The sequence below is a fragment of the Aminobacterium colombiense DSM 12261 genome (assembly GCF_000025885.1).
Classification (GTDB): domain Bacteria; phylum Synergistota; class Synergistia; order Synergistales; family Aminobacteriaceae; genus Aminobacterium; species Aminobacterium colombiense.
Genome location: NC_014011.1, coordinates 1232598 through 1257257, shown reverse-complemented (window position 1 = coordinate 1257257; position 24660 = coordinate 1232598). Strand labels below are relative to the sequence as shown.

Genomic DNA, 24660 nt, shown 5'->3' with positions numbered 1-24660 from the left:
TGTCCATAATGTTTAGTGAAGAGAACGAAAAAAAGAATGACAAACTTCTTTCGAAAGCTCTTTTCTGGGCAAGAGCCTTTACTCACGGAACTTTTGTAGACAAGAGAATGGCTGTTGTTCGAAAAGAAGCCTTTGATGTAAATGATAATCTGATGCTACTCCTTTTTGGTGATTTTTTAGGCATTCCCAACCCTATTTCCTACTACATGCTCGAGGTTCTTCCTTATTTTGCAGAAGACCTTATCGCATGGGAGCGGAGAATGCAAAATCGCAAGTTTATAATTGCTGAAAAGGCGGCTCAATACGACTTCGATTAAGGGAGGCTCTTTTTCGATGGTTCATCATGTGAAAAGGCAGTTTGTTTTTTTTGGGGGGAAGGGCGGAACTGGAAAAACGACATGTGCCGCGGCCTATGCATACGCTCTTTCAAGACTAGGAATAAAAACACTTGTGGTTTCTACAGATCCAGCCCATTCCCTTGCCGATGCTTTCAATAGGCCTATCGGCCTGGATGTCATTCCTGTGGCAGAAAATCTTTGGGGAATAGAAATTGATGCCGAAGAAGAAGCAAAAAAGTATATGAAGGCCATTCAGGATAAAATGCTTCACATCGTCAGCGCCGTAATCGTTGAAGAGATAAAACGCCAGATAGAGATAGCCTATATGTCTCCCGGCGCAGAGGAAGCGGCAATTTTTGATAAATTCATTGAACTAATGGAATCCATAGGTAATCCTTACGACGTTATTGTTTTTGACACAGCTCCAACAGGTCACACATTGCGGCTTATAACCCTGCCAGAAATACTTGGAATTTGGATAGAGCATTTGATTGAAAAGCGTGCCAATGCCATGGAACTCATGAAAGTTGCTGCAAAATACGACAAAGACCTTCAGGAAAAGATAAAGGAAGACCCCATCATCGATACGCTTCAGGCGAGGCGTGACAAATTTGCTTTGGCCAGAAAGATATTGACGGATAAAAAAAATACGGCTTTTTATTTTGTTCTTAATGCAGAAAAGCTCCCCATTATAGAAACAAAGCGGGCCATTGAAATATTGCAAAAACATGACATTGGAATAGGGGGAGTTATTGTAAATAAAGTTATTCCTGAGGAGGCAGGTCCATTTTTCGAAAAGCGCCGAGTTGACCAAGAACAGTATCTAAAACAGATCGACGAGATGTTTGGTGGTTTCGGCGTTGCTCGTATCCCCCTTTTAGATTCTGATATAAAGGGCATAGAGCAACTTAGCGAGATAGCTCCTCTCATCTTAAAGCTGGATGAAATGTAGCAGCGTTTGTTATGATTCCGAATAAGAAGGGGCCAATTCTCTGATTTCAGAAATGCCTTGAGAGGCCCACTTTTCGTTAATAGAAGCGTAGAAAGGCTGGTTGTCTATTACACGTCCCCAGTGGTAGGGTGCATTTGTAGCAGGAAGCATAGCGCCGTTATAGATTACATAATCTTCGTATATGAGCCACGTAAGGGCCTGGTTTTCTACAATGCCGCAATCGCACATATTGAGATTTGCATCGTATTTTTCCCAGCGTTCAGCCCCCTGGGAGTTTCCATAAAAGACAAAAGAGTTCCCGTCTTCTTTAAGGGCAATAAGTGCGTGATGAAGATCAGGATCTATAAAAAGATGGTGGATACCCCAAAAAGGGGGATTGTAAATGGTTAAACGTTTATTACGGCTCCATTCTATTGTTTTACTGGCGTGACGTGATCTGGTCACTATGTCGTGAGCAGAAAGAGGCACCATAGGTTTGGTACGAATTCCAAAAACACGAAAAATCTTTGAAAGCATGACAACGCTCCTTTCCATTTTGATTCAAAAAATATTGTACCATCATCCAAGCCGTAAGCCTTGAAGAGGGAGTGGTGATATTGATATTTGATATGTTAAATAATGCATCCACATATTTTTGTTTAGGAGAACGGTTTCGAAAAGCTTTTGAATTTCTTGATAACCTCATTCCGGCTTCTTTGGAAAATGGCAAATATGAGATAGATGGGCCATCAGTCTTTGCCATCATACAGTCAGCAACCACAAAGCCTAAGGAAGCGCAAGTGTGGGAAGCCCATAAAAAATATGCAGATATACAATGTCTGTTGTCAGGGGAGGAGTGGTTAGGATATGCTCCTCTTAAAACTATGGAAGAGGCTCTTGCTTACGATGCTGTTCGGGATTTTGCCCTTTATGATGGAGACGGGGAATATTTTCAGACAAAGCCCGGTATGTTTGTAATTTTCTTTCCACATGATGTTCATAAGGGATGTATAACTCAGATGAGACCTGCTAGAATTCGTAAAATAGTTGTTAAGGTTGAGCTCCCATAGCAAGACTATATAAAAAGGAGTGAGACAGAATGTTTGAGGTAGCCTGTATCCAGCTGGAAGCCCGGGATGTGAGTCAGTATGAGCAGACGGAGAAAGAAATCCTGGAATGGATAGATAGTCTTTGCAGCGAAGAGAAAGTGGATCTTCTCGTTTTTCCAGAATGTGCCTGGCCAGCCTATTTTCTTAGAGAGAACGAAGAGGCTGCGGAACTTGCCCTTAAGCGAACGCCGAATTTTATGAAAGAAGTGGCCCAGAGGGCTGCTCATTACAGAGTTCACATTGCCATGGGGCTCTATGTCCAGGAAAACGGCCTGTTACGAAACGCTGGTTTTCTATGGGGGCCTGAAGGTGAAATACTAGGACGCGTCTACAAGTCGAATCTTTGGCATTTTGACCGCAAGTTTATTGAAGCCGGCGAACTTTTTTCTGTCATTGACACTTCTTTGGGAAAGCTTGGCATGATGATATGCGCTGATGGCCGCGCTCCGGAAATAGCCCGCATATTAGCAGAAAAGGGCGCCGAAGTAATTATAGACATGGCAAACCTTGTCTCCTCAGCCTCTAGTACCACCCTTTTGATGAACCCACAGATAGAGTATATGCTCCCAGTCCGGGCCTTTGAGAATGGGGTCTGGATTATTTTATGTGATAAAGTCGGGCTCGAAGCATATTCTATAATGAATACAGGACGAAGTTGTGTCATCAATCCTTTGGGACACGTTATAGGATCTTCACCTTCCGACACGCCGGAAGCTCTCATAGCCACAGTAGACACAGAAATGGCATCCTATCCACTGCCTGATAAAGAAAACCGATGCTTCGCCCGTCTTACTGACCCTACAGAAAAGTTGCCTGTAACCTCTCTAATGGCAAAACCAATGGTTTTAGCTGAAACAGGAGCGGTTTGCTCCGCAGCCCATTTTTCAGCAGAAACAGCGGATCATTATGTAGCTATGGCCTCCCGCATGATCAGGGTATTGCAAGATCAGGACGCATCCCTGATCTCCCTCCCCGATTGCGGCAAAAAAGCTGATTTTGACGAAGTGGTCCACAAACTGCGCCCCTTGCTTAATCCGAAAGTGGTTGTCTGCGTAGGAGGCCTTGCGGAAATAGACGGTCATAAGAAGCGAGCCGCCATAGCGTTTTCGAAGGACAACACCTACGGCCCTATCTTTTTAGATAAGGCTTGTCGACCCGTAGTCTTTTCCACGGAAGCAGGACGTATAGGGCTTGTCATCGAAGAAGAGATGTTCTTGCCGGAAGTTGCCAGAAGCATGATGTTGGAGGGAGTGCAGGTACTTTTCTGGGCTGACGCCAAACGTCACGCAATGACCGAGAAAATAGCGCGATGCAGGGCAGCAGAAAATAGAGTGTTTTTAATTCGGGCAGGTTGTGGGGATAAAGAAGATAATTCTTTTATAGTTTCCCCTACGGGAAACATATGCGCTATAACTGTTCCAGGAATGGACCAGAGCGCTTCTGCCTATTGTCTTCTCGGAGAGGCCTATAGCAAGACCGTCATTACAGGGACAGATGTTGTTCTGGGAAGACTTCCCCATGCCTATAAAGAATTAAGGAATACGAGTCGAAAGGAAGAGTAAAGCGTGATTCATAGCGACACCGACATCTTTTTTATGAATATGGCTCTTGACGAAGCTCGAAAAGCGGCAGAGCATGGAGAAGTACCAGTTGCGGCGTTAGTGGTTAGGAATAATGAAGTTATAGGGAAGGGTAGCAACAGTAAACATCTGGATCCCACAGCCCACGCTGAAATAATTGCTATTCGAGAAGCCACGGAAAGGCTGGGGACATGGAACTTAAGGGGATCTACCCTTTATGTTACGCTGGAACCGTGCCCCATGTGCGCAGGCGCTATAGTGCTGTCTAGAATAAAATGTCTTGTCTACGGAGCAGCGGACCCCCGGGCCGGCGCTTGCGGAACACTTTATAATATAGTGCAAGACTCTCGTCTGAATCACAGGTGCGAGGTTATAAAAGGGGTATTGGCTCAGGAAAGCGCCAATCTTCTTTGGGATTACTTTAAAAAGCGTCGTCAGAATTCGAGCGCCCCATGACCATAATCAGGCGCGCGAATTTGTTGTTTTCTAACAGAATCAAGGTTTGAATAAAAGATGTTAATATTCTATAATAAATATGATTTTAACAAAAAAGAAGGGTAATTACACAGAAGGAGGAATAACGATGGACTTGAAAGGATCTAAAACTGAGGCGAATTTGAGAGAAGCATTTGCCGGAGAATCTCAGGCGAGAAACAAGTATTCCTATTATGCATCTAAAGCAAAAAAAGAGGGGCTGAATCAAATAGCGGCCTTTTTTGAAGAAACAGCAAACAACGAAAAAGAACATGCAAAGATCTGGTTTAAGCTTTTGCATGATGGAATTCCTTCAACAGAGCAAAATTTGAAAGATGCAGCTGAGGGCGAAAATTACGAGTGGACTGATATGTACGCAAGATTTGCTGCGGAAGCCGAAGAAGAAGGATTTACGAAAATTGCATATTTGTTTAAGGCTGTAGCAAAAATTGAAAAAGAGCATGAGGAACGATATCTGAAGCTCCTAAAAAACCTGAAAGAAGAAAAGATTTTTGTGCGGGAAGAGAAACAGGTTTGGCATTGTGCCAACTGCGGCCACATCCATTGTGGTGAAAAGGCCCCCGAAGTATGCCCTGTTTGTGATCATCCTCAGGCTTATTTTGAGATCAAAGCGGAAAACTACTAATAGAGAGAAAGTGAATAAAACAGGGGCCGCCTTTAAAGCGGCCTCTATTTAATTAAATTTTGAACAGTTCCCCTTATCTGGACATCTATATTTAAAATCGCTATAATGCTCACGTCAACGCAACCGGAGGGGTGGCCGAGTGGTCGAAGGCGGTCGACTCGAAATCGATTAGGCGGCTCATACCCGTCTCGTGGGTTCAAATCCCACCCTCTCCGCCAGAGAATATTACGGGCACATCGCCGTGCCCGTTTTTTATGGGGAAAGTGCTTGACGCCCCCATGGAAAAATGATATGGTTCCTAACCATGAAGAATATAGAGAAAACTCAAGAAACATTATCGATAAACCGCTTTTTCCTTTATTGGTTTAGCGTGGGTCCCTCACCTGGGATCGACGCTTAATTGCGTTGGTCTTTTAGGGCGGGGCCCCTTTTTTCTATGAGAGGGGCCCCGCCCTTTTTTTATATTTTTATATCTCGGGGGTGGAAAGGAGCAGAGATATGGAGCCCCCATTTCAAGAAACAGAGTTTTAATTATTTTCTTAAGAGGACGGTGAAAAAGATGAAAAAGGATGCCCCAAAGGGTTCTATCATCTCAAAATTACTGGATATTACGCAGGTCAAATGGTTTAGCCGATGGCTGATGATTGGGTTTTTATGTCAGTCTGTGCTTATTGGCGGCGGATACGCAACAGGCAGGGAGCTTGTTGAATTCTTCATGATGAACGGACTTGCCGAGGGTTTATACGGCATGGTAGTTTCTACTGTTTGTTTTGCTCTTGTAGGCATCCTTACCTTTGATTATGCTCGCAAATTTCGTCTGTACAATTACCGCAGCTTCTTTAAGAGCCTACTTCCTGGCTCAACCTGGCTTGTTTTTGAAGCGGGATATATCTTCCTGGTGGTTCTTGTGGGCGGCATTTTATCCTCTGCGGCTGGAACCATTCTTCAGCAATGGTTTGGCATTTCCTACTGGGTTGGCGTAACTGTCCTTCTTGTAGGTACTTCCATTCTCCTGTTTGCCGGAGGAAAAGTAATTTCAACCATTCTTTCATACTGGTCATTCTTCCTGTATGCCGTAATGTTTATTTTCCTTGTAGCTACAGTTCGACACTTTGGAATGGATGGGGTTTTTGGCAGTTTTATTCGAGACCATGGTGTCGCGACAAGTTCAAATTGGCTTATGGGGGGCATAAAATACACCCTTTACAATATGGTCTCATTTCTTCTGGTGCTGTATGCGTTACAAGATATAATAAAAACAAGACGGGATGCTGTCATCAACGGCATAGTGGCTTCAATCCTTATGATGATTCCTGCCTTTATCGAATACCTTGCCATGGCTCCTGTTTTTCCGGCAGTTCTGGAGGAGTCGGTTCCTATCTTTGGCATTCTTAAAGGCCACCTTGGAGGGGGAGTTCTTCTTTCTGCCTATGTGTTGATGCTTTTTGGAACAAGTATAGAAACAATTACGGGTTTTGTACACGGACTCAATGAGCGGATCAATTCGGTTTACCAGGAAAAGGGAGGAGAGATGTCTCCGAAGATGAGAGGTGTTGTAGGGCTTGCCGTTTTAGTGGTTTGCTTCATCTGTGCCAAGGCCGGTCTTGTCGCTCTCATAGCTCGCGGTTATTCTTTCATGGCGTGGTATTTTCTTGCGGTGATGGTTATTCCTCTGGCTACTGTAGGGCTTATGAGGCTGCGTGGCAAAGAGATGCCGGCAGTTCCTGATAAATTTGAGGAGGCGAAAGTGCATGTGGAACCCTAAAGTAAAACCCCACCTCAAAGATTTTGAGCGGGGGAGTTACATTCACGAAGCTCACTATCCTGTAGTCCTTAATTGCAATGGCCTGGAGTCGACATTGCCTCACGTTCCGGGGGTCGAAGAATTCATTCGCAATTTTGACTGGGTTTCAAATATGTGGAAAACGGGGGATACTTCTTACAAAACCCTTTTGGAAGAAATATGTCATTACTGGAAAGACTTTGCAGACATAAGAGAAGATCAGGTAAAAGTTGGTTATGGTTCCATGCAGGTATTAGAAAGGATCAACAAGGTGTTTCTTGATGATCGTTCTTCAGTATTGGGCTATATTCCTCAGTTTGTAGAATATATTACTGAAGTGCGGGTCACCGGGGCTCGCTTCGAAGGCATTGCCATGAACCCTGAAGACAATTTCAGTTTTCATGTGGACCCATTGCTTGGCGCGTTGAATGAAGGGCATACCCTGCTCTATGTAGATAACCCTAATAATCCCACAGGGCAGCTTATCCCTCTTGACCAGATAGAAGCACTTGTAGCCAGGGCCCATAAACTTGGAGTCATTGTCATAGTGGATGAGGCCTATTGTGATTATGCTCCGAAAGAAGCGTCGGCCATGCAGCTTGTGCCGAGATATGAGAACGTAATTGTGACTCGAACATTGACAAAAGGATTTCACTTTGCTGGAACTCGTGTGGGCTATGGGGTGTTTAGCGGAAATCTTGGAAAATTCTACGATAAAGGCGACCTCCCCTTCCCAATGCCCTCAGTAAGCGCCCTTTTAGCACGGGAAGCCCTGCGAGGCGGGACTCTTCTCGAAACAGTGCGTAAATTGATAGGGGAACAGAAAGAAGTACTCGTTTCCGGACTCAAAGAAAGAGGATATAGAGTGGCAACTACATATAACAGCTGCCCCATATCTCTCGTTTCTGTTTCAGATCGAGATGTTCATTTGGGAGAAGTTTTTGCTTCAAAGGGAATCGACGTAAGGTCTGGTGAAGATTACCCAAATCTGGGCAAGAATTATGTCAGGATCGCTACGCCTGAAAAAGCTTCAGACCTCTTTGCCTGTCTGGATCGATAAGCCAGCAAAGTATCCATGGGAGAAAGTCCTTTTAATTCAAGACTTTACAAAAACTCAAAGCTTTGGTAACATCTCGTGTCATTGCATCAGAACAGTTTGCTTAAAAAAAGGAGGAAACGGACCGTGAGAGAAGCAACGATATTAATAGTTCTTATTCTTATACTCGTGCTCATTATTACATGTCGGTCCTATCCTCGGGCGACAGTTCTGTGACGCATGGGCTGTTGAGAGGTCGGGACCTTAAGGTCCCGGCCTCTTTTTTTATACCCAAATATCCCGGGAAGATATATGGAGTACTCCGCAGCTACGATTACACTATTTCAAAAGAGAATTGGAGGAAGTATTCTATGAATTTTTTACTCGCATTGCTGCCTATTGCAATTATTATTGTTGGAATGGCAGGTCTTAACTACTCTTCGAAAGTCGTTGCTCCTGTTAGCTGGATAGTCGCTCTTTTTCTTGGGTTTCTGGTTTTTAAATCCCCGGTAGAAGCACTTTTGCTTACTAGCTGGAATGGTTTTCTCGATGGAATTAGAATCGTATGGCTTATATTTGCGGCCTTTACTCTCCTGATCATAATGGTGGATTCGAAAGCTATGGATTCTATTAAGCAAGGGCTTTCTCACGTCACTCGGGATAAAAGGCTCATGGTATTATTTTTAGCCATTCCCTTTGGAACATTTCTTGAAGGCGCTGCAGGTGCCGGTGCACCGGCAGCTCTGGCAGCCCCCTTCCTTGTAGGTCTCGGAATGGATCCCGTTATTGCAGCCGCAGCTTGCCTTATTGGCAACTCGTGCCCAGTATGCTGGGGTGGGGCAGGTGTTACAACAGTGGTTGGCTCAGGTGCTGCCGGTCTTGACTTTGTTCCTGTTTCTGCCATGACCGGTCGCTTTATGGCCCTGGGCTACTTGTTGCTTCCTGTTCTTATTATCGGATTTGTCTTCGGTAAAAAGGCCTTCAAGGGCATTTGGAAGGATATTGTTGTCATGGGCCTCATGATGGGAAGCATTAACTTCACCATGAGCAACTTTCTGATTTCCGTTACAGAACTGACCAGTTTGATCGGAGGAATGACTGGGACCTTCTTGTTTGGAGCATATCTCTGGTTCAGAAAAGACGCGGCAATGCCGGAAGAGTATAGATTTAACTCTCAGAATGAATCCCTATCAGAAGAAACCTCTGAAGAAAGGAGTTCCCAACTCAGCTTTATTCGTTCATTGTTGCCCTATCTCATCTTGAGTGCGTTACTTGTCGTTGTCCGTCTTTCATTCCCCTTGAAAACTCTTGTTTCTTTTGGCGGCGGCTACACTGTCTGGGTAGGTACAGTTATTTTAGCAAGTGCCTTTGTTGCTTCATTTATATTAGGGTATAGCCAATTTTTTGTATCATCCGCTGTAAAAGCTTTCAAACGGGTTATCCCGGCACTTGTTGCTATGGGGTTGCTTCTTGCCATGGTGAATTGTATGAAACTTTCTGGGCAGATAAGCACTCTGGCTGTCACCTTTGCAACCATTGCCCGTTTCTTCTATCCCGCAGTGGCAGTGCTCATCGGTCAGATTGGAAGCTTTGTTACAGGAACGAACCTCGGGTCCAATCTGATGTTTAATCCATTACACGTAGAAGCGGTTAAGAATCTTTCCATCAATGTTCTTCCTGTGGTTGCAGCGCAGAACACGGGGGGAGCTATTGGCAACATGATATGTCCAAACAACGTGGTAGCAGTGTGTGCTTGTGTAGCCATTTTGGGTCGTGAAGGGGAAGTGATGCGAAAAACCCTTATTCCTTCCTTCTGTTTCTTTCTCTTCTTCGGATCCTTAGCCATGTTCTACACATATGTTATTTTTCCTGCATGAGGAGGAGTATTGATGTATTCGAGCACCATAAAATATGGAAAAGGAGATGTAGCTTTTTCGATTCCCCGGAAGAACCTTCTCGGTGTTATCGATAGCGAACCCCTTGAATCTATCGGTACTGAAGAAGAAGTGACACGCCACGCTCTTGAGAATCCTATAGGTTCACCCAGATTGGGTGAGCTCGTAAAACCGGGAGAAACAGTTTGTATTGTAGTATCTGATGTAACCAGGGCCTGGCAGAGGATGTGGGTATATTTACCATTTATAGTAGAAGAACTTAATAGGGCAGGAGTGCGGGACGAAGATATACTTTTTCTCAGCTCTACGGGAACCCACAGAGAGCAGACGGCAGAGGAACATGCCTTGTTGCTGGGGCCGGAATTATCGAAAAGATTTTCTGTAACCGACCACCGTTGTCTGGCTCATGAAGACATGGTTCATGTTGGGACAACATCCTATGGGACAGCCGTACATTTGAACAAAAAGGCCCTGGAGTGCGACCATATTGTTGTGACTGGCGCCATAGTCTACCATTTTATGGCTGGGTGGGGCGGAGGCCGCAAAGGTATTCTCCCTGGCATTTCTTCCTACGAGACCATAATGGCTAATCACGCTCTGGCGCTTGACCCAGTTCCTGGAAATGGCCGGAATATGAACAGCAGATCGGGGAATTTTGAGAACAACCTCATGCACCTGGATATGATGGAAGCTACAGCTATGGTGCACCCGACCTTTATGCTCAACGCTATCCCTGGAAACGATGGCAAAATAGCCTTCGCTGTAGCGGGAGACTGGCAAGAAGCATTTTACGAAGGGGCCAGGATAGTTGATAAAAAAGATGGAGTTACTATCCCAGAGTTGGCTGACCTTGTTGTTGCAACGGCTGGGGGCTACCCTAAAGATATTAACTTTTATCAAACATCAAAAACCATCTTTAACGCTATGGAAGCGGCTCCCCATGGCGGATCCATGATAGTGTTGAGCGCGTGCAATGAAGGCTACGGCAATGATGAAGTTCAGTTCATGCTTCAAGAATTTCCTAACACAGTGGAACGGGAAAAGGAAGTCCGCCGTGAATTTACCATTGCAAAATATGTAGGCTATACAATCGGATATGTGGCTGAAAACTGGGATTTCTATATGGTGACTGAAATGCCTCCTTCTAAATTTGAGGGAACGGGCATTACCGTTGTAAAGACTCTTGATGAAGCCCTCGATATGGTCTACCAAAAACGGGGAACCAATCTGAAAACATGGCTCATGCCCCATGGTGCCAACACTTTGCCTAAACTGAAAAAATAAAAAATAGGAGGGCGCAAGCCCTCCTAAATATCGTCTCTCCAGAGAGGCATGGTGGAGCAGCGGGGGCCCCCTCCCCCTTTGACCAGCTCGTCAGCTTCCACGGCTACTACATCTATTCCGCCTTTTTCAAGGGCCTTCATAGTCGCTACATTTCGATCCCATATACAGACTTTACCCGGCTCAAGGTTGAAAGTGTTTCCTCCAGAGCCAGCTCTCTGTTCTGAAAAGGCAACGGCTTCGCTTTCATCCCCTCCCACCTTGATAATACGTATACTATCAAGTTTCAACACTTTTTTAATAGCGCCGAAAAGAGAGCTTTCCCGTTTGACATGAAGCCTCCCCCCCTTGCCGCGGGTAATATGAAGCACAGTGATCTTCTTTTCTATATAAGGAAAGAAAAGAAAGGCATCATAATCAATCATATTGAGGAACATGTCAACATGCACAGTCAACCCTATGGAATCTGTAGAGCTCAGTCTCGGATTTTCGAACATCAGTGCCAGCACATCCGTGATCGCTCCATCTTCCATTGTCCTTTGTGCGATCTTTTCGATAGAAGCTGGGTGGGTTCGTTCATTAATGCCAATAATAAATACGTTGGGGCTATAACAATGGACGTTTCCTCCCTCTACAGGGGTAGCATCATCAGGATCTTCTCCATACCAGGTTTTAAATTCCAAATTTCGAAATTCAGGATGATGTTTAAAAATAGCTCGAATACAATAGGGCTCTTTAATTCGATCCCGATTAAACATATTGCCGTAAACAATGCCGTTTCCCAGCACAGCGGCGGGATCTCTTGAATAGAGTACATTAGACATGGGGAAGAGGCACCACTCATTTTTCTTATCCACCAGGTCTACAAGGGAAACCTCTCCGGCTGCTTTATTAAGCTCATCTTTTGTTATACCAAATAACAACTGGTCTACAAGTTTAGGAGCAGAGAGACCTAAAAGATACTCTTGCAATACGTCCATAGTCTGCCTTGTAATAAAGGATTCTTCAGTTTGAACCAGTTGAGAGATAAGCTCCTTTTTTACTTTCGAAACAGAAAGGATCTTTCGCAAAAGATCTTCCATTAGAAAAACTCTGGCTCCAAATTTTTCTACTGTGGCAACCCATTTCTTATGCTCGTCTTCCGCTTTATGGGGGCTTGGAACGGCGTCCCATGCGAGAGCACCGATATTAAGGGGAGTGCATCGTTCGATGCCTTTCCCAGGAGGTTGCATAATGACGGCACGAAGCTTCCCAATCTCTGAGTTAACCTGTATTTTCATTCCCGTTACCTCCGCCTGTTTCCTCTTCAATTCTAATTTGTTGACCATGAGAAAGACTATCACTCTTTGTTCTGTTCGGCAACGAAATAATGAAAATATTTCTTAGCATACATCATTGCAAAATTCTCTATATTTAGTTTATAATACTTCTAACCGAAAGGAGGGATGAATATGAAAAAAGCTTTGGTAGCTATCGACCAGAGTCAAAACAGTCAGTCACTTATTAGTTACGCCTTTCGTTTTGCTGAGAAAAATAGTATTGAGCGCTTGGATTTTATTCATGTCGTAACTCGTATTGATCTGACCATACCAGGCTATGTAGACTATCCTCCTCACTATAATGAAGATTCTATCCGCCAGTCGTTCCTCAACATGATTGAAAAGGGCATGAGGGAGTCAGGGGCTTCTGCCACACCCTTTGAGTTTGTGCTGGCCACTGGAACACCATACGAAGAGATTTTGAGGATGGCAGAAAAAAATAAATATGAACTAATACTCATCGGCCATCGGGGACTGAGCAATCTTGAACGCTTCTTCATTGGAAGCGTAGCGGCTAAGGTTGTGCGTCATGCTCCGTGTAATATTCTTGTCCACCTTCCGAAGGAAACAGAGGAACCGGCGAAAACATGATAATACGATCGAGTCAAATAGAAGAACTTGAGAGCCATCCTCTTTTTGGCGTTTTAGATGGGGTAGGAAGCCGCACCATTTCCCCTGACGAATTTTATGAAGAAAGTAATTTTCATGAAATAAGCTGGGTGGAAATGGAGCCTCGTGCTCTGATTCCAGAGCACGAGCATGAAGGGTGTGAAGAAATTAAGATTATCATATATGGCATTGGTATGTACACTGAAGGTAAGCAGAAAGAACGGGTGGGTGCCGGAGATGTGATTCTGACAGAGAAGGGATTAAGGCATTCCTTGGAAAATATTGGCAGTTACCCGTTAGTATATATTGCTATTTCTTCAAAGTGTAATGGATAAACACCCCCTCCATTCAACGTGGGCAGACGGTGGCAGGGCCGATCTGCCCATTTTTTTACAGGGGGGTAGCAAAATTTTGAAGAAATTGTTATAATACCCAGCGTTGCCGATAGGGAGAAGTGGCCGAGTGGTCGAAGGCGGGCGCTTGGAGAGCGTCTGAACCGCGAGGTTCCGTGAGTTCGAATCTCACCTTCTCCGCCATGAATATTAAAAGCTGCCTCAATGGGCAGCTTTTTTTATGTCTTATTACCACACTATTGTATTTTTCCCCAGCTTTTTGGCTTCATAGAGCAGCGTGTCTGCTCGTTGGATGAGACTTTGCGCCGAATCATCTTTTTTAAGAGTGGCTACGCCTCCGCTTATGGATAAAAGATCGTTTCGTGTTCCTTGAAGACGTTCCAGCAAGTTTTTCCGAAAACGCTCGCTACACGTTACGGCAGATTCCAAATTTGTCTCAGGGAGGATAACCAGAAATTCATCCCCACCGTATCGACCAAGAATGTCTGTATTCCTAAAGGTTAATATCATGGTTTGGGCAACCCGCAAAATAACCACGTCTCCTTCCTGATGTCCAAATGTATCATTTACGTTTTTGAACCCGTCCAGATCGAATATTCCTACGGATAGGGGAGAATCGTAGCGAAATGCCCTTCGTATTTCTTCTTCGAGACGCTGACATATGTGTTTATGGTTATAAAGCCCTGTCATGCTGTCCCTTATAGAAAGGTCCTTTAATGTCTCAAGTTGTTCCTCTATGATCTTTCCGTCTAGGAAAGTCCTTGTTTTTAATTGAAAACTGATTCTCGACACTATGAAGGCTATCACAACCGCACCTGTCGAAATTAAGATGTGGTTTTGTATAACTGAAGTATTGCTTTGCACGTAAAAAAGAGTACCGACAAAAAAACCATGAGCAATTAGTAAAATACTCAATATGGTAGGGAGAGGTACGTAGAAAAAAGAAGCTGCACAAAAGAGTATGATTAGGTATTCAGAAATAGCTTCAGTATAGAACTGATTTGTCAAACTTAGAGATGCAGAAAAAATAAGGATATCCAAAAGGAATAAAAATTCAATGCGTGGAGAATAGGGGGGTCTTTCTATATATCTTCTTTTATTCAGAAACGCAATAAAAGGGAAAATAAAGAACACCACGCAATAAAGAGCACCATACAGAGGCAAGTATCGATCGGATCCGACCTTATAGACATGGATTGTATCAGCAAAAATAAGGACAAGGCCCAAGCAGCAAAAAATAAAAATATGATTAATGTTCTTCTGCCACAGAAAAAAATCAAACTCGCTTCGGTATTTAGCGTCAATTGATTGTTTGTTAATTCCCATCATTTAGTCTTTTAACATTCCTCTTCTTTTTTTATATTAATTTTATATTGAACATCCATTCTACACAAAAAAATGAAATTTTAAAAGATTAAATTGATAGGAAACGATCATAGTGTTCCATTTTTCGTGGTTATTAGAAATAGTATTGTTTCTGTTCAATGGAATCCATGAAATCCTTCCTTGACTGTGGCAAAAAACCCCTTTATAATACCATTTGTCGTAATATGACTGATTAGTCATATTAATGGATTGTTAGTCAACGGGCAGGGAGGGTTTATATGTCCCGAATTCAATCAAAGAAAAAAGAAGTTATCAGTGAACTAATGAGAGAAACCGTATATAAAGCGGCCCGTTCTGTCATAGAGCAGTATGGCTGGACTGGTACTACCATGGATCGAGTAGCCTCTGAGGCTGGCATAGCTAAGGGAACGGTTTACAACTATTTTAAAAATAAGCGCGAACTTATGATGGTGGTTATGGAGAAAAATATTGAACCTATAAATGAGCAAGTTATTACTATAGTTCAGAGAAAAAAGTTCTCCACGATGAAAGACACCTTATCAGCCATTGTTGAAACTGTCATTGTAGAGCTGATTAGAAATAAGAAAATAATATCGGCTATGATACTGGCCTTTCATGAGGATGGTGAACTTCGGCGAAAATTTGATCCACGGTCCCACCCCTACCAAAATGTGAGGGAAGTTATACATAAAGTAATCTCTCAGGGCGTTAATAATGGAGAATTCAGGCCCATAGATCCGAATTTGGCAGAAGCCATGGTCAATTCTCTTTTCTCAGGAATTTCCCGCCAGATAGCTCTGGGCGATATTGATATATCAAAGGAAGAAGTGGCCAGGGATGTTGCATCTTTTGTTTTGCGCGGTCTACTCGCTCCGGTTGAAGGAGGAACACTATGAAGGTTACAGATATCTCTTTACGCAGGCCAGTTACAGTTTTAATAGGAACCTTTGCTCTTATTTTCTTCGGAATCCTGGCTATGAGAAATATGGGAATGGAACGAATTCCAGACGTGGACTTCCCAGTTGTTGCTGTTTCAACAACAATGGTGGGGGCGAGCCCTACAGTTATAGATAACGACATAACTGACGTCCTCGAGGAAAAACTGAACACCATCTCCGGCATTGAAAATATCCGATCAAACAGCTACGAAGGCCGCTCTCTCGTTATAGTCGAATTTGAGCTGGGCCGGAACATTGACGCTGCGGCCGCTGACGTTCGCGATAAGGTGAATCTCGCCATATCAGATTTGCCGACAGAGGCCGAAACGCCCATAGTTCAGAAGTTCAACGCTGGTGATAGTCCAGTCATAACTTTAGGTGTAATGGGAACGGCGCCCTACAAGATACAGTCTCATTTTGCTGATAAAGTGATGAAGGAACACCTTCAGACTGTAGATGGGGTGGGCAGCGTTGAAACCATAGGCCTTCGAGAGCGTGAGGTCAGAATATGGCTTGACCCAGCTCTTTTAGAATCCCGCAATCTTACGGTTAAAGATATAAAAGATGCCATTAAAGATAAACACGTTGAACTTCCCGCGGGGCGTCTTGAGTCAGAACGCAGAGAACTCAGCATTCGTCTTGAAGGGGAATATGCTTCTGTTCAAGAATTGGAGGAACTTCCCATTGTTTCTAGGAATGGAGCTGTTATCCGCCTTCGAGACGTGGCGAGAGTAGAAGACGGCTACGAAGATCTTCGCTCAATTGCCACTTATAATGGGGAACCGGTTATTTTGCTTGAAATTCGAAAACAACGAGGAGCAAATGAGGTTTTTTTAGCGGATGGTGTGTATAGAGAGCTAGACTCCCTTAACAAGTTGGTTCCAGAGGGAGTAAAAATAGAAATGTTGGATGATACGTCAGGATTTATTCGCAAATCCATGGCTGGTGTTTTAAGTGACACCCTCATAGGCATAGGGCTCTGCTCGCTGATTATGCTTTTCTTTTTGCGTACCATACGCGCTACTTTTGTAACTGTAGTAACCATCCCTGTGTGTTTGCTTGGAAGCCTCATTGTCCTTAGAGCACTCGGGATTACTATCAATAACTTGAGCATGATGGGGCTGTCTTTGGCTGTGGGTATGGTTGTAGACGCCACTACAGTTGTTCTGGAAAATATTCACCGTCATCTTGAAAACGGGAAATTGCCCATGCAGGCAGCTTCTGAAGGAACCAGCGAAGTTGGATTTTCTGTTTTAGCTGGTGCGGCTACAACAATTTGTGTTTTCGCACCGATAGCGTCTATGGGAGGCATTATCGGACGATTCTTCTATGCTTTTGGAATTACAGTGGTTATGACCATCGTGATTTCTCTTGTTCTTTCCTTGACTCTTACACCTTTCCTTTGCTCTCGTATTCTGCGGAAAGATCATCCTGGCAAAATAGCCCTCAGAATAGAAGCATTTTTAGTGCGCCTTGAAGAAGCCTATAAAAAAGGGCTGGCTTTTTCTTTAAAGCACCGATTCATTGTGTTAGGGGCTGCTGCAGGGATATTTGCCCTGGGAATTTTTATTGCTGGATTCTTGGGAACAGGCTTTTTCCCCAGCGAAGATAGGGGAAGCTTTTCTATCAACTTTGAACTTCCTGCGGGAGCCTCTCTTGCGGAAAGCAGAAAATTCATGTCTGAACTGGGCGTCGCTGTCCGAGACCACGCTGAGGTGGCTTATACTTACGGAACCATTGGCTCTGGTATTGGTCAGGAAGTGAATAAGGGGAAACTGGCCGTTACGTTAATTCCCCGAAACCAGCGCGCTACATCTACAGAAATTATGGGTAAAATGAGAAAACAATTCTCCAACTATAAGGACGTAGAACTTACCTACGGAACGTGGAGTTCAGATATTACCCTTACTCTTGTAGGGCAAGATACAGAACAGCTTGACAGAGTGGCACAGAAAGTTAAAAAAGATCTTGAGCAGGATGGAAGGCTTACTGACATATCCACAGACGTAAGGCTTGACAGTCCCCGTATAAACGTCGGGATAAACAGGGGACTTGCTGATGAATTGAATGTGAACATACGGGATCTTTCCCAGGAAATACAGGCCTATTTTGGTGGTGTGAAGGCCGGAATATTTAAAGATGGCGGCTATCGTTACGATATCCGTTTAAAAGCGGAAGAGGGGTACCGACGGAACATACAGGATATTCAAAACATCGCCTTTAAAGATGGCAACAAAAACCTCATTAAAGCCCCAGGGCTCATTAAGGTTGAGGAGGGGCGAGGTCCAACCCTTGTTAAACGTTATGATAGACAGCGTTCTCTTACTATCAGCGCCAATACCGCGGGAATATCATCTGGAGAAGGAATGACTCTCGTTATGGGAACCTTTAGGAAATATGCGCCCACCGATGGTAGCATAAGAATTGTTCCCACAGGAATGTCCAAGCACATGAAGAGTAATTTTAAAGAACTCTTTATGGCTCTCGCCATTGCCATTATACTGGTCTACATGGTTATGGCGGTACAATTTGAATCCTTTATGTACCCTTTTATGGTTATGTTTTCATTGCCTCTTGCCACCACAGGGGTCTTTGGCATTTTGCTTCTTGCCGGCATAGAACTAGACATGATGAGTATGATGGGGATCATTCTTCTTGTTGGCATTGTTGTGAATAACGCTATCATTCTTGTCGACTTCGCCAACCAGCGGAAAGCCTCAGGGTGTGACCGCAGAACAGCTATGCAGGAAGCGGCCCCCCTTCGTCTCCGTCCCATCCTTATGACAGCTCTTTCTACCTCCATTGCGGCTGTGCCTATAGCTCTCGGACTGAGTGAAGGAGGAGAAATACGCCAGCCAATGTCTACTGCGGTTATTGGGGGAATGCTCACATCGACATTTTTAACGTTGTTCGTTATTCCTGCGGTCTATGTCATTCTGGGAGACGTTAAAGAAAAAGCGGCTCAGGTAGCCATGAGTGTTTTTAAAGAAAAAACATCTGCCGTACAGATAAAAGAACCTGGCGCGAATTTGAGTGGAGGGGAAAAATGAGACGCATACAGAAAATAATTATAATAAGTATGGTGTTGCTGTTTATAGGCGGCTCCTTATGGGCGGCTGCAAGCGAAGACACAGTATTGACATTAGAGAAAGCCCTTTCTGTGGCCAAAGAGCAGAACCTTGACATCCTCTCTGCCCAGCAGGAACTTGTCCGTGCGAAAGGCAAACTGACAGAAGCCAGGGCTGGAGGTCTTCCATCCCTTAATCTGGGAGCAGGTTATACCCGCCGTGAAAAACCTGACCTGGCAGGCAATGATGAAGAAAATATTTTTGGCGCTGCTTTAACTTTGACTCAGCCCCTCTATCAGGGCGGAAAGATTAGGGCAGGAAAGCAGCAGGCATCAATAGAAATACAGCAGGCAGAGTACTATTATGTTGAAATAGCTGAACAGGTTGCCCTTAACGTATATAACCGCTTCTATGCAGTTCTTCTTGAGAAAGAGAATGTAAAAACAGCTGAAGATGCCTTTGCTTTTGCCGAAAAATATCTGGATGAAGTCAAGAAAAAACATGTTTTGGGACTAGCGACAGGCTTAGAAATAACGAGGGCGGAAAAGCAACAGGCAGAAAGTAGAACGGCCCTGATCCGGGCCCGTAACAACCTTGAAGTAGCGAAGATCAACCTTCTTGAATTGCTAAATGTTAAACTCGATACATCCTATACAATTGAAGGAAATCTTTCTTACGCGCCTGTTGCTGGGCAGCCTGAAGAGTCGTTGAAAAAGGCCCTCGCCTACCGCCCAGACTACCAGCGGGCAAAATTGCAGGTAGATGTTCAGGATCAGCAGATAAGAATTGCCCAGAGCGGATTAAAGCCCTCCGCGTCTGTTTCGGGATCTTATCGGTATGATGACCCGGAACAGGCCTACTATGAGAGCGGCGACACATGGCAGGTTCGCCTCACTGTAGATATTCCTGTTATGGATAGCGGCCTTACCCATGGACGGATCGTACAGCAGAAAGCTCTGAGAGAGCAAACCATGAGGAACGTAGAAAAGAAAGAAGAAAGTATTCGATCTGAAGTGAGCAGCGTCTATCTTGACCTTAAAACAGCTGCACAAGTTTTAGAGGAAGCCAAGTTAAATCTGAAGCTTGCTGAAGAAACACTGCGTCTTGCAGAGGTTGGTTACAGAGAAGGGGTGGGTATCCAGTTGGATGTTTTGGATGCCAGGGCGTCATTGACCCAGGCGCGGCGTGAGTACTCGGCGGCTGTTAAGGATTACGCTTTTGCTATTGTGCGTTTGCGCAAGGCAGAAGGGGTACTAACCGAAGAACCAGTTCTTCCTTAGATATGGGAGTGATCATTCTATGAAGTTTACAAAGAAACTGCTTATACTTGTTACCATCATAGTTGCTTTGGGCGGACTGTCTCTCTTCGGTCCATTAAAAAAGAAACCGGAAGCATCTCAAGACGGGTCTTCTGCCCTTCCAGCCGCGGCTAAGGTTTCTGTTATCACGGTAGAAAAAACGCCCTTATTGCGCAAAGGTTTTGAAGAAAACAGCACTATAGAAGCCATAGAGCGAGTTGTTGTGTATCCCAAGGTTACCGGGCGCCTTGAGTTTTTTCATGTCCGCCAGGGTGACCCTATAGAAAAAGGTCAGGTTGTCGCCGTTCTTGACCATAGAGATATCGACGCTCAAATTGCCTCGCTAAAAGCAAGAATAGCTGTGGCAGAAGCTCAGGTAGCAGAGGCAAGAGCCGCATTGAATAACGCGAAAACAGAACGTGAACGTTATGAGCGTCTGTTAAAGGAAGGTTTTTCAACCCAACAGCAGCTTGATAATAAAGTAACAGCCTATCTCCAGGCAGAAGCGCGGTACAAGCTTTCTGAAGCCACTGTTCTTCAGACTCGCTCTGAACTCAAGAATCTCGAAGTAACACTCTCTGAGTATTATATTAAGTCTCCCATAACAGGAACGGTGCTCAACGACTATGCTCATACCACCGGCGCAATGATGGGGCCATCCCTCGCTGTAGTGGAGATTGCCAACGTAGAAACGTTGAAGGCAGTTGTCAAAGTTCCAGAAGCAAGGGCCATTGGTCTGGAAAAGGGTATGAAGGGCTGGATCAGAAGCGATGGCCTTGGCGATAAAGTTTTTGAAGGGGCTATTGAGCGGATAAGCCCTTTCGTAAAAGAAGACACACGGACAGTTCAGGTTGAAGTCTATGTTGTCAATGGCCAAAACGGTTCCCGCCTTGTGCCTGGTATGTTCGCTCGAGTCTTTATCGTTCGCCAGGAAGCAGAAAACGCTTTGGTGGTTCCAGTGGATGCGGTGATAAAGGAAAGTGAAGCAAAAGTACTCCTCGTTAAAGACGGGAAGATTAAAGAAACGCCGGTAAAAATAGGGATAGAAACAGATTCCGTTCTTCAGATAACTGAAGGGGTTGCGGAAGGAGATATAGTTGTTATTTCTGGAGGCCGTCTTCTCAAGGATGGAGATGCAGTTGAGGTGTCACAGCAGGAATAAACTGCGGCTATTCTCTAACAGAGATAGGGATAACAGCGTAAAGCTCCCCGGGAAGATTTTACTAGCCTTTTCGGGGAGCTTTGCTGTAATATGGAGTACCATCAAAAGTATCGGAGGTTTAAAACAGAACAATGAAACGGTTCATATCTCTTCTCGTCATGTTTATCTGTGCTGCTTCTTTTTTCATCGGGCCTTGTGCGGAAGGGGCTGTAACACTTAAAGATGAAAAATCCTACGACCCCCTGGAAGTTTTACAGGCCTTGAACTATTGCACCTACTCGCTGAGTAAAATTGTTTCTTTCAACGATCGTGTCGTTCTATCTTTTGAGTACGACAACATCATCAACAACCTGAACCTCAACGCCATTACTGACGAAGAGATTGTAAAGCTTATGGCAAAGCTTATGGATACCCTAAAAGATGAGATTATATCTGAGCGAAAACGGGAACGTATCGAAAAAAGCTACCAAAAAAGGCTTGAGCGAACCCTTTATAATTTTCTATCAGGAGTGAATGTATCTCCTCAGAGTGTGGTTTCAGCCGCTGTAAGCGCTGTTTCTTCCATGGGGTCCATGTATGTAAACTATCAGAGGCGGATAGAGGAGTATATGGATGAAAGCGAAGAAATAATCGAGGCCCTTGACGATGAAAAACTCAATGTCATTAACTCCATACGCAAAGACATGCTCACAGCTTCGTGGTCTATTATTAAAAAGTACAATATCGATGACCAATATCGCTTAACTGAAAAACAGATCAATGAATTTGTTGAAAATGTAAAGTCGAATCCGGCAGAGATGCAGCATCGAAAACTTGAGCGGCTTTTGCAGGATAACCCTGCCTTTGAATACTTTCCTCCCTTCTGGTATTACTATTCTCTAACGAGAGAGGAAGATGAAGTATTTGTCCTTGACTGTCTTAACAGGTTTTTACAGACCCAGCGTCCCATATTCAGAAGAGATATCTTATGGGCCAGCGTTCTCATGGAGCGCGTTCGTTTACAAAAAGAAACAGACAGTCAAAGTATAAGAGCGGACCTTGAAGAGATTATTCGTCAATCGAATAACTCGGACTGGCAGAATTTTCTTTTTGTCGGTTTAGCCTACACGAAACTGGGAATGGTCGATGAAGCCCGCAGAAACTTGCAGCGCAACATTGATAACGGGTACGAGGTATCACTTAACAGCCGGTTGCTTGCCGAAATTTTGCTGGATACAGGCGATCAGCTGCAATTTGAGGAGACCATGAAAAAAATGCTCTCTGATACCCGCGTATCAAACAGCGATAAATTATATCTCATCGGACGATGCCGAAATGTAACCTATCTCAACAGGTTCAAGGAGGAAATATCGGAAATACGGCTTTCAGCAGTGAATGAGGCAGCAGCCACAGAGTTGGTAAGCCCTACCTACCTTCTCACTATACCGAACAAATGGCTGGTAGAGGATGCTCCTTTTGATGTGAGACTTTTCAATGAGAACATAGACCGATCCTACCACTTCGAGTCCATCGACGACCCCGCCCTTGTTATCAGCACTAAAAAGAAAAGAGTCGCTATTAAGTTTCCCGAAACAGGCCATACCATAGCGAGGAAACCGGAAAAGGGAATAACGGTGAATATAAAACACCCCCTTATTGATATGACCCTCATATACGAACTGGAAAAGAAAGATATAGGGAGGGCGGCTAAGACTTTAATAGAAGCAGCGGTTCCCTTTTATTCAGAGGTTTTGGGAAATTACCGGCTAAAAGAAGTTGCTTTTATGGATGAACGGTATATCTTTACGGCGAAAGGAATTCTTGCTGAGAGTAAAGACAATAAATAGCTCCACAATTAGATGGAATAATTAAAGGACCGCCCCAATAGGCGGTCCTTTTTGTATTTTTAATCTATTGCAAATTGACAAACTATAAAGAAGACTCTATTATTGACGAAGGCAAAACTTCATAACAATAACATGAAAGTAGTTCGCACTTCTTTTTTATCCATTATCCGTTATCCATTATGCTCCCTTCCTTCTGCCTCATCGAATGTCAATTGTAACCATAAGGCTTTTTCTCTGTGGGTTCCGGCCGGACTACAACAGAGATCCTGCGAGAGTAATTTAAAAAACAGAGAGGGGATGGTTTGTGTGCCGGAATATGGGCCTATGATTCCTCGTAGCTACAAAACGGCCCTCAGAAAGGCAGTTCGAGGTGAAGGGATGTACCTCTTCGATGAAGAAGGTAAAGCCTATATCGATGGCTGCTGCGGGGCGTTGCTTTCGAGCGTGGGGCATGGCAATAAAGAGATAGCTGACGCTATATACAAACAGCTTACAACTCTTGAGTTTGCCCACCCTTCCCGATGGTATAACGATGCGACCATGGAAGCGTCAAAAGAAGTAGCGTCTATTACCCCTGACGGGCTCAACTATGTCTGGCTCGTCAGCGGCGGAAGCGAAGCCATTGAATCTGCTTTGAAGCTGGCCAGACAATATTTTGTGGAGCGGGATGGAGAGGGCTCTTCTAAGTATGTCATGATAGCCCGTTGGAACTCCTATCATGGGAGTACTATTGGAACTATGGGATTAGCAGGCAGCATGGCTCGGCGAAGAACGTTCTTTCCGCTCTATCAGGATCATCCCAAAATAGCATCCCATTATTGCTACCGATGCCCCTATGGTCTTTCTTACCCTTCCTGTGATCTTAGGTGTGCCCATGCCCTGGAACATGAAATAAGAAGAATAGGGCAACAATATGTGGCAGCTTTTGTGGCTGAACCCATTGTTGGCTCCACCGTTGGCGCCTTGCACCCGCCAAAAGAATATTGGCCCATCGTTAGGGATATTTGTTCCAGATACGATGTGCTGCTTATTGCCGATGAAATTATGACGGGTATAGGCCGCACTGGTAAAAATTTCTGCCTGAACCATTGGAATGTGACGCCAGACATGATTTGTTCCGCAAAGGCCTTATCTGGAGGGTACTCCCCGGTAGGCGCCCTTATAGCAAAAGATGAAATTGTTGAATCTCTAAAAAAAGGCAGCGGAGCTTTTCAGCATGGTCATACCTACAACGCGAACCCGGTAACTGCCGCAGCTGTAACTGCAACCCTCCGTTTGATCAAACGGGAAAAACTTGTTGAAAATGCAGCTTTACAGGGAGAGCGGTTCTACAAAAAACTAGAGACACTGTATCAAATACCCATCGTTGGTGAAGTTCGCGGAATGGGTCTTATGAGAGGAATTGAAATCGTGGCGAACCAGAGTACCAAAGAAGCTTTTTCCACTTCTGTAAATGCGGCTGGCGTAGTTACAGGCGAATGTTTCAAGGAAGGGCTTGTGATTTACCCCGGCCGGGGACAAATCGATGGAATAGAGGGAGACCAGTTCCTGGTGGCTCCTCCTCTTACTGTTACAGAGAGTGAGATCGACGAAATCTTTATGCGTCTAGAAAGAGGGCTGAGGTCAGCAAGCGATAAATTGCTGTCTGGGAAATAAGAGTGGAGTGA

21 protein-coding genes and 2 tRNA genes are annotated in these 24660 nt (G+C 44.4%); 20 read left to right on the top strand and 3 right to left on the bottom strand.

Annotation, left to right across the window (positions count from 1 at the left end; translation table 11 throughout):
- The first annotated feature begins 8 nt into the window (after positions 1–8).
- Positions 9–317: a DUF7990 family protein gene (locus AMICO_RS06295; RefSeq protein WP_041459360.1), complete on the top strand. Its 309-nt coding sequence runs from the start codon at positions 9–11 to the stop codon at positions 315–317.
- 16 nt (positions 318–333) lie between these two features.
- Positions 334–1290, top strand: coding sequence for an ArsA family ATPase (locus tag AMICO_RS06290; RefSeq protein WP_013048618.1), 957 nt, complete (start codon positions 334–336; stop codon positions 1288–1290).
- A gap of 9 nt (positions 1291–1299) precedes the next feature.
- On the opposite strand, the gene AMICO_RS06285 is transcribed toward AMICO_RS06290, so the two are convergent.
- Positions 1300–1806, bottom strand: coding sequence for a hypothetical protein (locus AMICO_RS06285; protein WP_013048617.1), 507 nt, complete (start codon positions 1804–1806; stop codon positions 1300–1302).
- A 92-nt stretch (positions 1807–1898) separates the two neighbouring features.
- Between AMICO_RS06285 and AMICO_RS06280 the strand changes: the two genes are divergently transcribed.
- The 9 genes from AMICO_RS06280 (at position 1899) to AMICO_RS06240 (ending at position 11076) form a co-directional block, all read left to right on the top strand.
- The gene (locus AMICO_RS06280; RefSeq protein ID WP_169302812.1) at positions 1899–2339 is read left to right on the top strand and encodes a NanQ anomerase/TabA/YiaL family protein; all 441 of its coding nucleotides are present in this window, start codon (positions 1899–1901) and stop codon (positions 2337–2339) included.
- A 29-nt stretch (positions 2340–2368) separates the two neighbouring features.
- Positions 2369–3940, top strand: coding sequence for a carbon-nitrogen hydrolase family protein (locus AMICO_RS06275; RefSeq protein ID WP_013048615.1), 1572 nt, complete (start codon positions 2369–2371; stop codon positions 3938–3940).
- 3 nt (positions 3941–3943) lie between these two features.
- A complete protein-coding gene (tadA, locus tag AMICO_RS06270) occupies positions 3944–4414 on the top strand; it encodes a tRNA adenosine(34) deaminase TadA (protein ID WP_013048614.1) in 471 nt (156 codons plus the stop codon).
- Between the two features lie 127 nt (positions 4415–4541).
- Complete coding sequence (rbr, locus tag AMICO_RS06265) at positions 4542–5078, top strand: rubrerythrin (protein ID WP_013048613.1); 537 nt, start codon at positions 4542–4544, stop codon at positions 5076–5078.
- 125 nt (positions 5079–5203) lie between these two features.
- Positions 5204–5296 (top strand) — tRNA-Ser (locus tag AMICO_RS06260).
- Positions 5297–5637: 341 nt separating this feature from the next.
- Positions 5638–6843: a YkvI family membrane protein gene (locus tag AMICO_RS06255; protein ID WP_013048612.1), complete on the top strand. Its 1206-nt coding sequence runs from the start codon at positions 5638–5640 to the stop codon at positions 6841–6843.
- Complete coding sequence (locus AMICO_RS06250; protein ID WP_013048611.1) at positions 6830–7921, top strand: pyridoxal phosphate-dependent aminotransferase; 1092 nt, start codon at positions 6830–6832, stop codon at positions 7919–7921. The genes AMICO_RS06255 and AMICO_RS06250 overlap by 14 nt, the downstream gene beginning before the upstream one ends.
- A 347-nt stretch (positions 7922–8268) precedes the next feature.
- A complete protein-coding gene (locus AMICO_RS06245; RefSeq protein ID WP_013048610.1) occupies positions 8269–9774 on the top strand; it encodes an L-lactate permease in 1506 nt (501 codons plus the stop codon).
- A 12-nt stretch (positions 9775–9786) separates the two neighbouring features.
- Positions 9787–11076 carry a lactate racemase domain-containing protein gene (locus AMICO_RS06240; protein ID WP_013048609.1) on the top strand — a complete coding sequence of 430 codons (1290 nt, stop codon included), beginning with the start codon at positions 9787–9789 and terminating at the stop codon, positions 11074–11076.
- A 23-nt stretch (positions 11077–11099) separates the two neighbouring features.
- Here the strand turns inward: AMICO_RS06240 and AMICO_RS06235 are convergent, their stop codons facing one another.
- Positions 11100–12353, bottom strand: coding sequence for an arginine deiminase (locus tag AMICO_RS06235; RefSeq protein WP_013048608.1), 1254 nt, complete (start codon positions 12351–12353; stop codon positions 11100–11102).
- Positions 12354–12524: 171 nt separating this feature from the next.
- Between AMICO_RS06235 and AMICO_RS09965 the strand changes: the two genes are divergently transcribed.
- The 3 genes from AMICO_RS09965 (at position 12525) to AMICO_RS06220 (ending at position 13537) form a co-directional block, all read left to right on the top strand.
- A complete protein-coding gene (locus tag AMICO_RS09965; RefSeq protein ID WP_013048607.1) occupies positions 12525–12983 on the top strand; it encodes a universal stress protein in 459 nt (152 codons plus the stop codon).
- Complete coding sequence (locus tag AMICO_RS06225; protein WP_013048606.1) at positions 12980–13336, top strand: cupin domain-containing protein; 357 nt, start codon at positions 12980–12982, stop codon at positions 13334–13336. Before AMICO_RS09965 ends, AMICO_RS06225 begins: the two co-directional genes overlap by 4 nt.
- Positions 13337–13449: 113 nt before the next feature.
- Positions 13450–13537, top strand: a tRNA-Ser gene (locus AMICO_RS06220).
- Positions 13538–13582: 45 nt separating this feature from the next.
- On the opposite strand, the gene AMICO_RS10185 is transcribed toward AMICO_RS06220, so the two are convergent.
- The gene (locus tag AMICO_RS10185; RefSeq protein WP_169302811.1) at positions 13583–14146 is read right to left on the bottom strand and encodes a GGDEF domain-containing protein; all 564 of its coding nucleotides are present in this window, start codon (positions 14144–14146) and stop codon (positions 13583–13585) included.
- A gap of 812 nt (positions 14147–14958) precedes the next feature.
- Here AMICO_RS10185 and AMICO_RS06210 point away from each other — a divergent pair.
- The 6 genes from AMICO_RS06210 (at position 14959) to AMICO_RS06185 (ending at position 24649) form a co-directional block, all read left to right on the top strand.
- The gene (locus AMICO_RS06210; protein ID WP_013048604.1) at positions 14959–15597 is read left to right on the top strand and encodes a TetR/AcrR family transcriptional regulator; all 639 of its coding nucleotides are present in this window, start codon (positions 14959–14961) and stop codon (positions 15595–15597) included.
- Positions 15594–18689 (top strand): efflux RND transporter permease subunit, encoded by a 3096-nt coding sequence (locus tag AMICO_RS06205; RefSeq protein ID WP_013048603.1) that lies wholly within the window; start codon positions 15594–15596, stop codon positions 18687–18689. The genes AMICO_RS06210 and AMICO_RS06205 overlap by 4 nt, the downstream gene beginning before the upstream one ends.
- A complete protein-coding gene (locus AMICO_RS06200; RefSeq protein ID WP_013048602.1) occupies positions 18686–19987 on the top strand; it encodes a TolC family protein in 1302 nt (433 codons plus the stop codon). The genes AMICO_RS06205 and AMICO_RS06200 overlap by 4 nt, the downstream gene beginning before the upstream one ends.
- 19 nt (positions 19988–20006) lie before the next feature.
- The gene (locus AMICO_RS06195) at positions 20007–21167 is read left to right on the top strand and encodes an efflux RND transporter periplasmic adaptor subunit (RefSeq protein ID WP_013048601.1); all 1161 of its coding nucleotides are present in this window, start codon (positions 20007–20009) and stop codon (positions 21165–21167) included.
- 131 nt (positions 21168–21298) lie between these two features.
- On the top strand, positions 21299–22993 hold the full coding sequence (locus tag AMICO_RS06190; protein WP_013048600.1) for a hypothetical protein: 1695 nt from the start codon (positions 21299–21301) through the stop codon (positions 22991–22993).
- Positions 22994–23125: 132 nt separating this feature from the next.
- Positions 23126–24649: an aminotransferase family protein gene (locus AMICO_RS06185; RefSeq protein ID WP_244392386.1), complete on the top strand. Its 1524-nt coding sequence runs from the start codon at positions 23126–23128 to the stop codon at positions 24647–24649.
- Positions 24650–24660: the final 11 nt, after the last annotated feature.

Coding starts and splice junctions, on each gene's coding strand:
- AMICO_RS06295 (WP_041459360.1), top strand. CDS start 9: ATGTTTAGTGAAGAGAACGAAAAAAAGAATGACAAACTTCTTTCGAAA.
- AMICO_RS06290 (WP_013048618.1), top strand. CDS start 334: ATGGTTCATCATGTGAAAAGGCAGTTTGTTTTTTTTGGGGGGAAGGGC.
- AMICO_RS06285 (WP_013048617.1), bottom strand. CDS start 1,806: ATGCTTTCAAAGATTTTTCGTGTTTTTGGAATTCGTACCAAACCTATG.
- AMICO_RS06280 (WP_169302812.1), top strand. CDS start 1,899: ATGTTAAATAATGCATCCACATATTTTTGTTTAGGAGAACGGTTTCGA.
- AMICO_RS06275 (WP_013048615.1), top strand. CDS start 2,369: ATGTTTGAGGTAGCCTGTATCCAGCTGGAAGCCCGGGATGTGAGTCAG.
- rbr (WP_013048613.1), top strand. CDS start 4,542: ATGGACTTGAAAGGATCTAAAACTGAGGCGAATTTGAGAGAAGCATTT.
- AMICO_RS06255 (WP_013048612.1), top strand. CDS start 5,638: ATGAAAAAGGATGCCCCAAAGGGTTCTATCATCTCAAAATTACTGGAT.
- AMICO_RS06250 (WP_013048611.1), top strand. CDS start 6,830: ATGTGGAACCCTAAAGTAAAACCCCACCTCAAAGATTTTGAGCGGGGG.
- AMICO_RS06245 (WP_013048610.1), top strand. CDS start 8,269: ATGAATTTTTTACTCGCATTGCTGCCTATTGCAATTATTATTGTTGGA.
- AMICO_RS06240 (WP_013048609.1), top strand. CDS start 9,787: ATGTATTCGAGCACCATAAAATATGGAAAAGGAGATGTAGCTTTTTCG.
- AMICO_RS06235 (WP_013048608.1), bottom strand. CDS start 12,353: ATGAAAATACAGGTTAACTCAGAGATTGGGAAGCTTCGTGCCGTCATT.
- AMICO_RS09965 (WP_013048607.1), top strand. CDS start 12,525: ATGAAAAAAGCTTTGGTAGCTATCGACCAGAGTCAAAACAGTCAGTCA.
- AMICO_RS06225 (WP_013048606.1), top strand. CDS start 12,980: ATGATAATACGATCGAGTCAAATAGAAGAACTTGAGAGCCATCCTCTT.
- AMICO_RS06210 (WP_013048604.1), top strand. CDS start 14,959: ATGTCCCGAATTCAATCAAAGAAAAAAGAAGTTATCAGTGAACTAATG.
- AMICO_RS06205 (WP_013048603.1), top strand. CDS start 15,594: ATGAAGGTTACAGATATCTCTTTACGCAGGCCAGTTACAGTTTTAATA.
- AMICO_RS06200 (WP_013048602.1), top strand. CDS start 18,686: ATGAGACGCATACAGAAAATAATTATAATAAGTATGGTGTTGCTGTTT.
- AMICO_RS06195 (WP_013048601.1), top strand. CDS start 20,007: ATGAAGTTTACAAAGAAACTGCTTATACTTGTTACCATCATAGTTGCT.
- AMICO_RS06190 (WP_013048600.1), top strand. CDS start 21,299: ATGAAACGGTTCATATCTCTTCTCGTCATGTTTATCTGTGCTGCTTCT.
- AMICO_RS06185 (WP_244392386.1), top strand. CDS start 23,126: ATGAAAGTAGTTCGCACTTCTTTTTTATCCATTATCCGTTATCCATTA.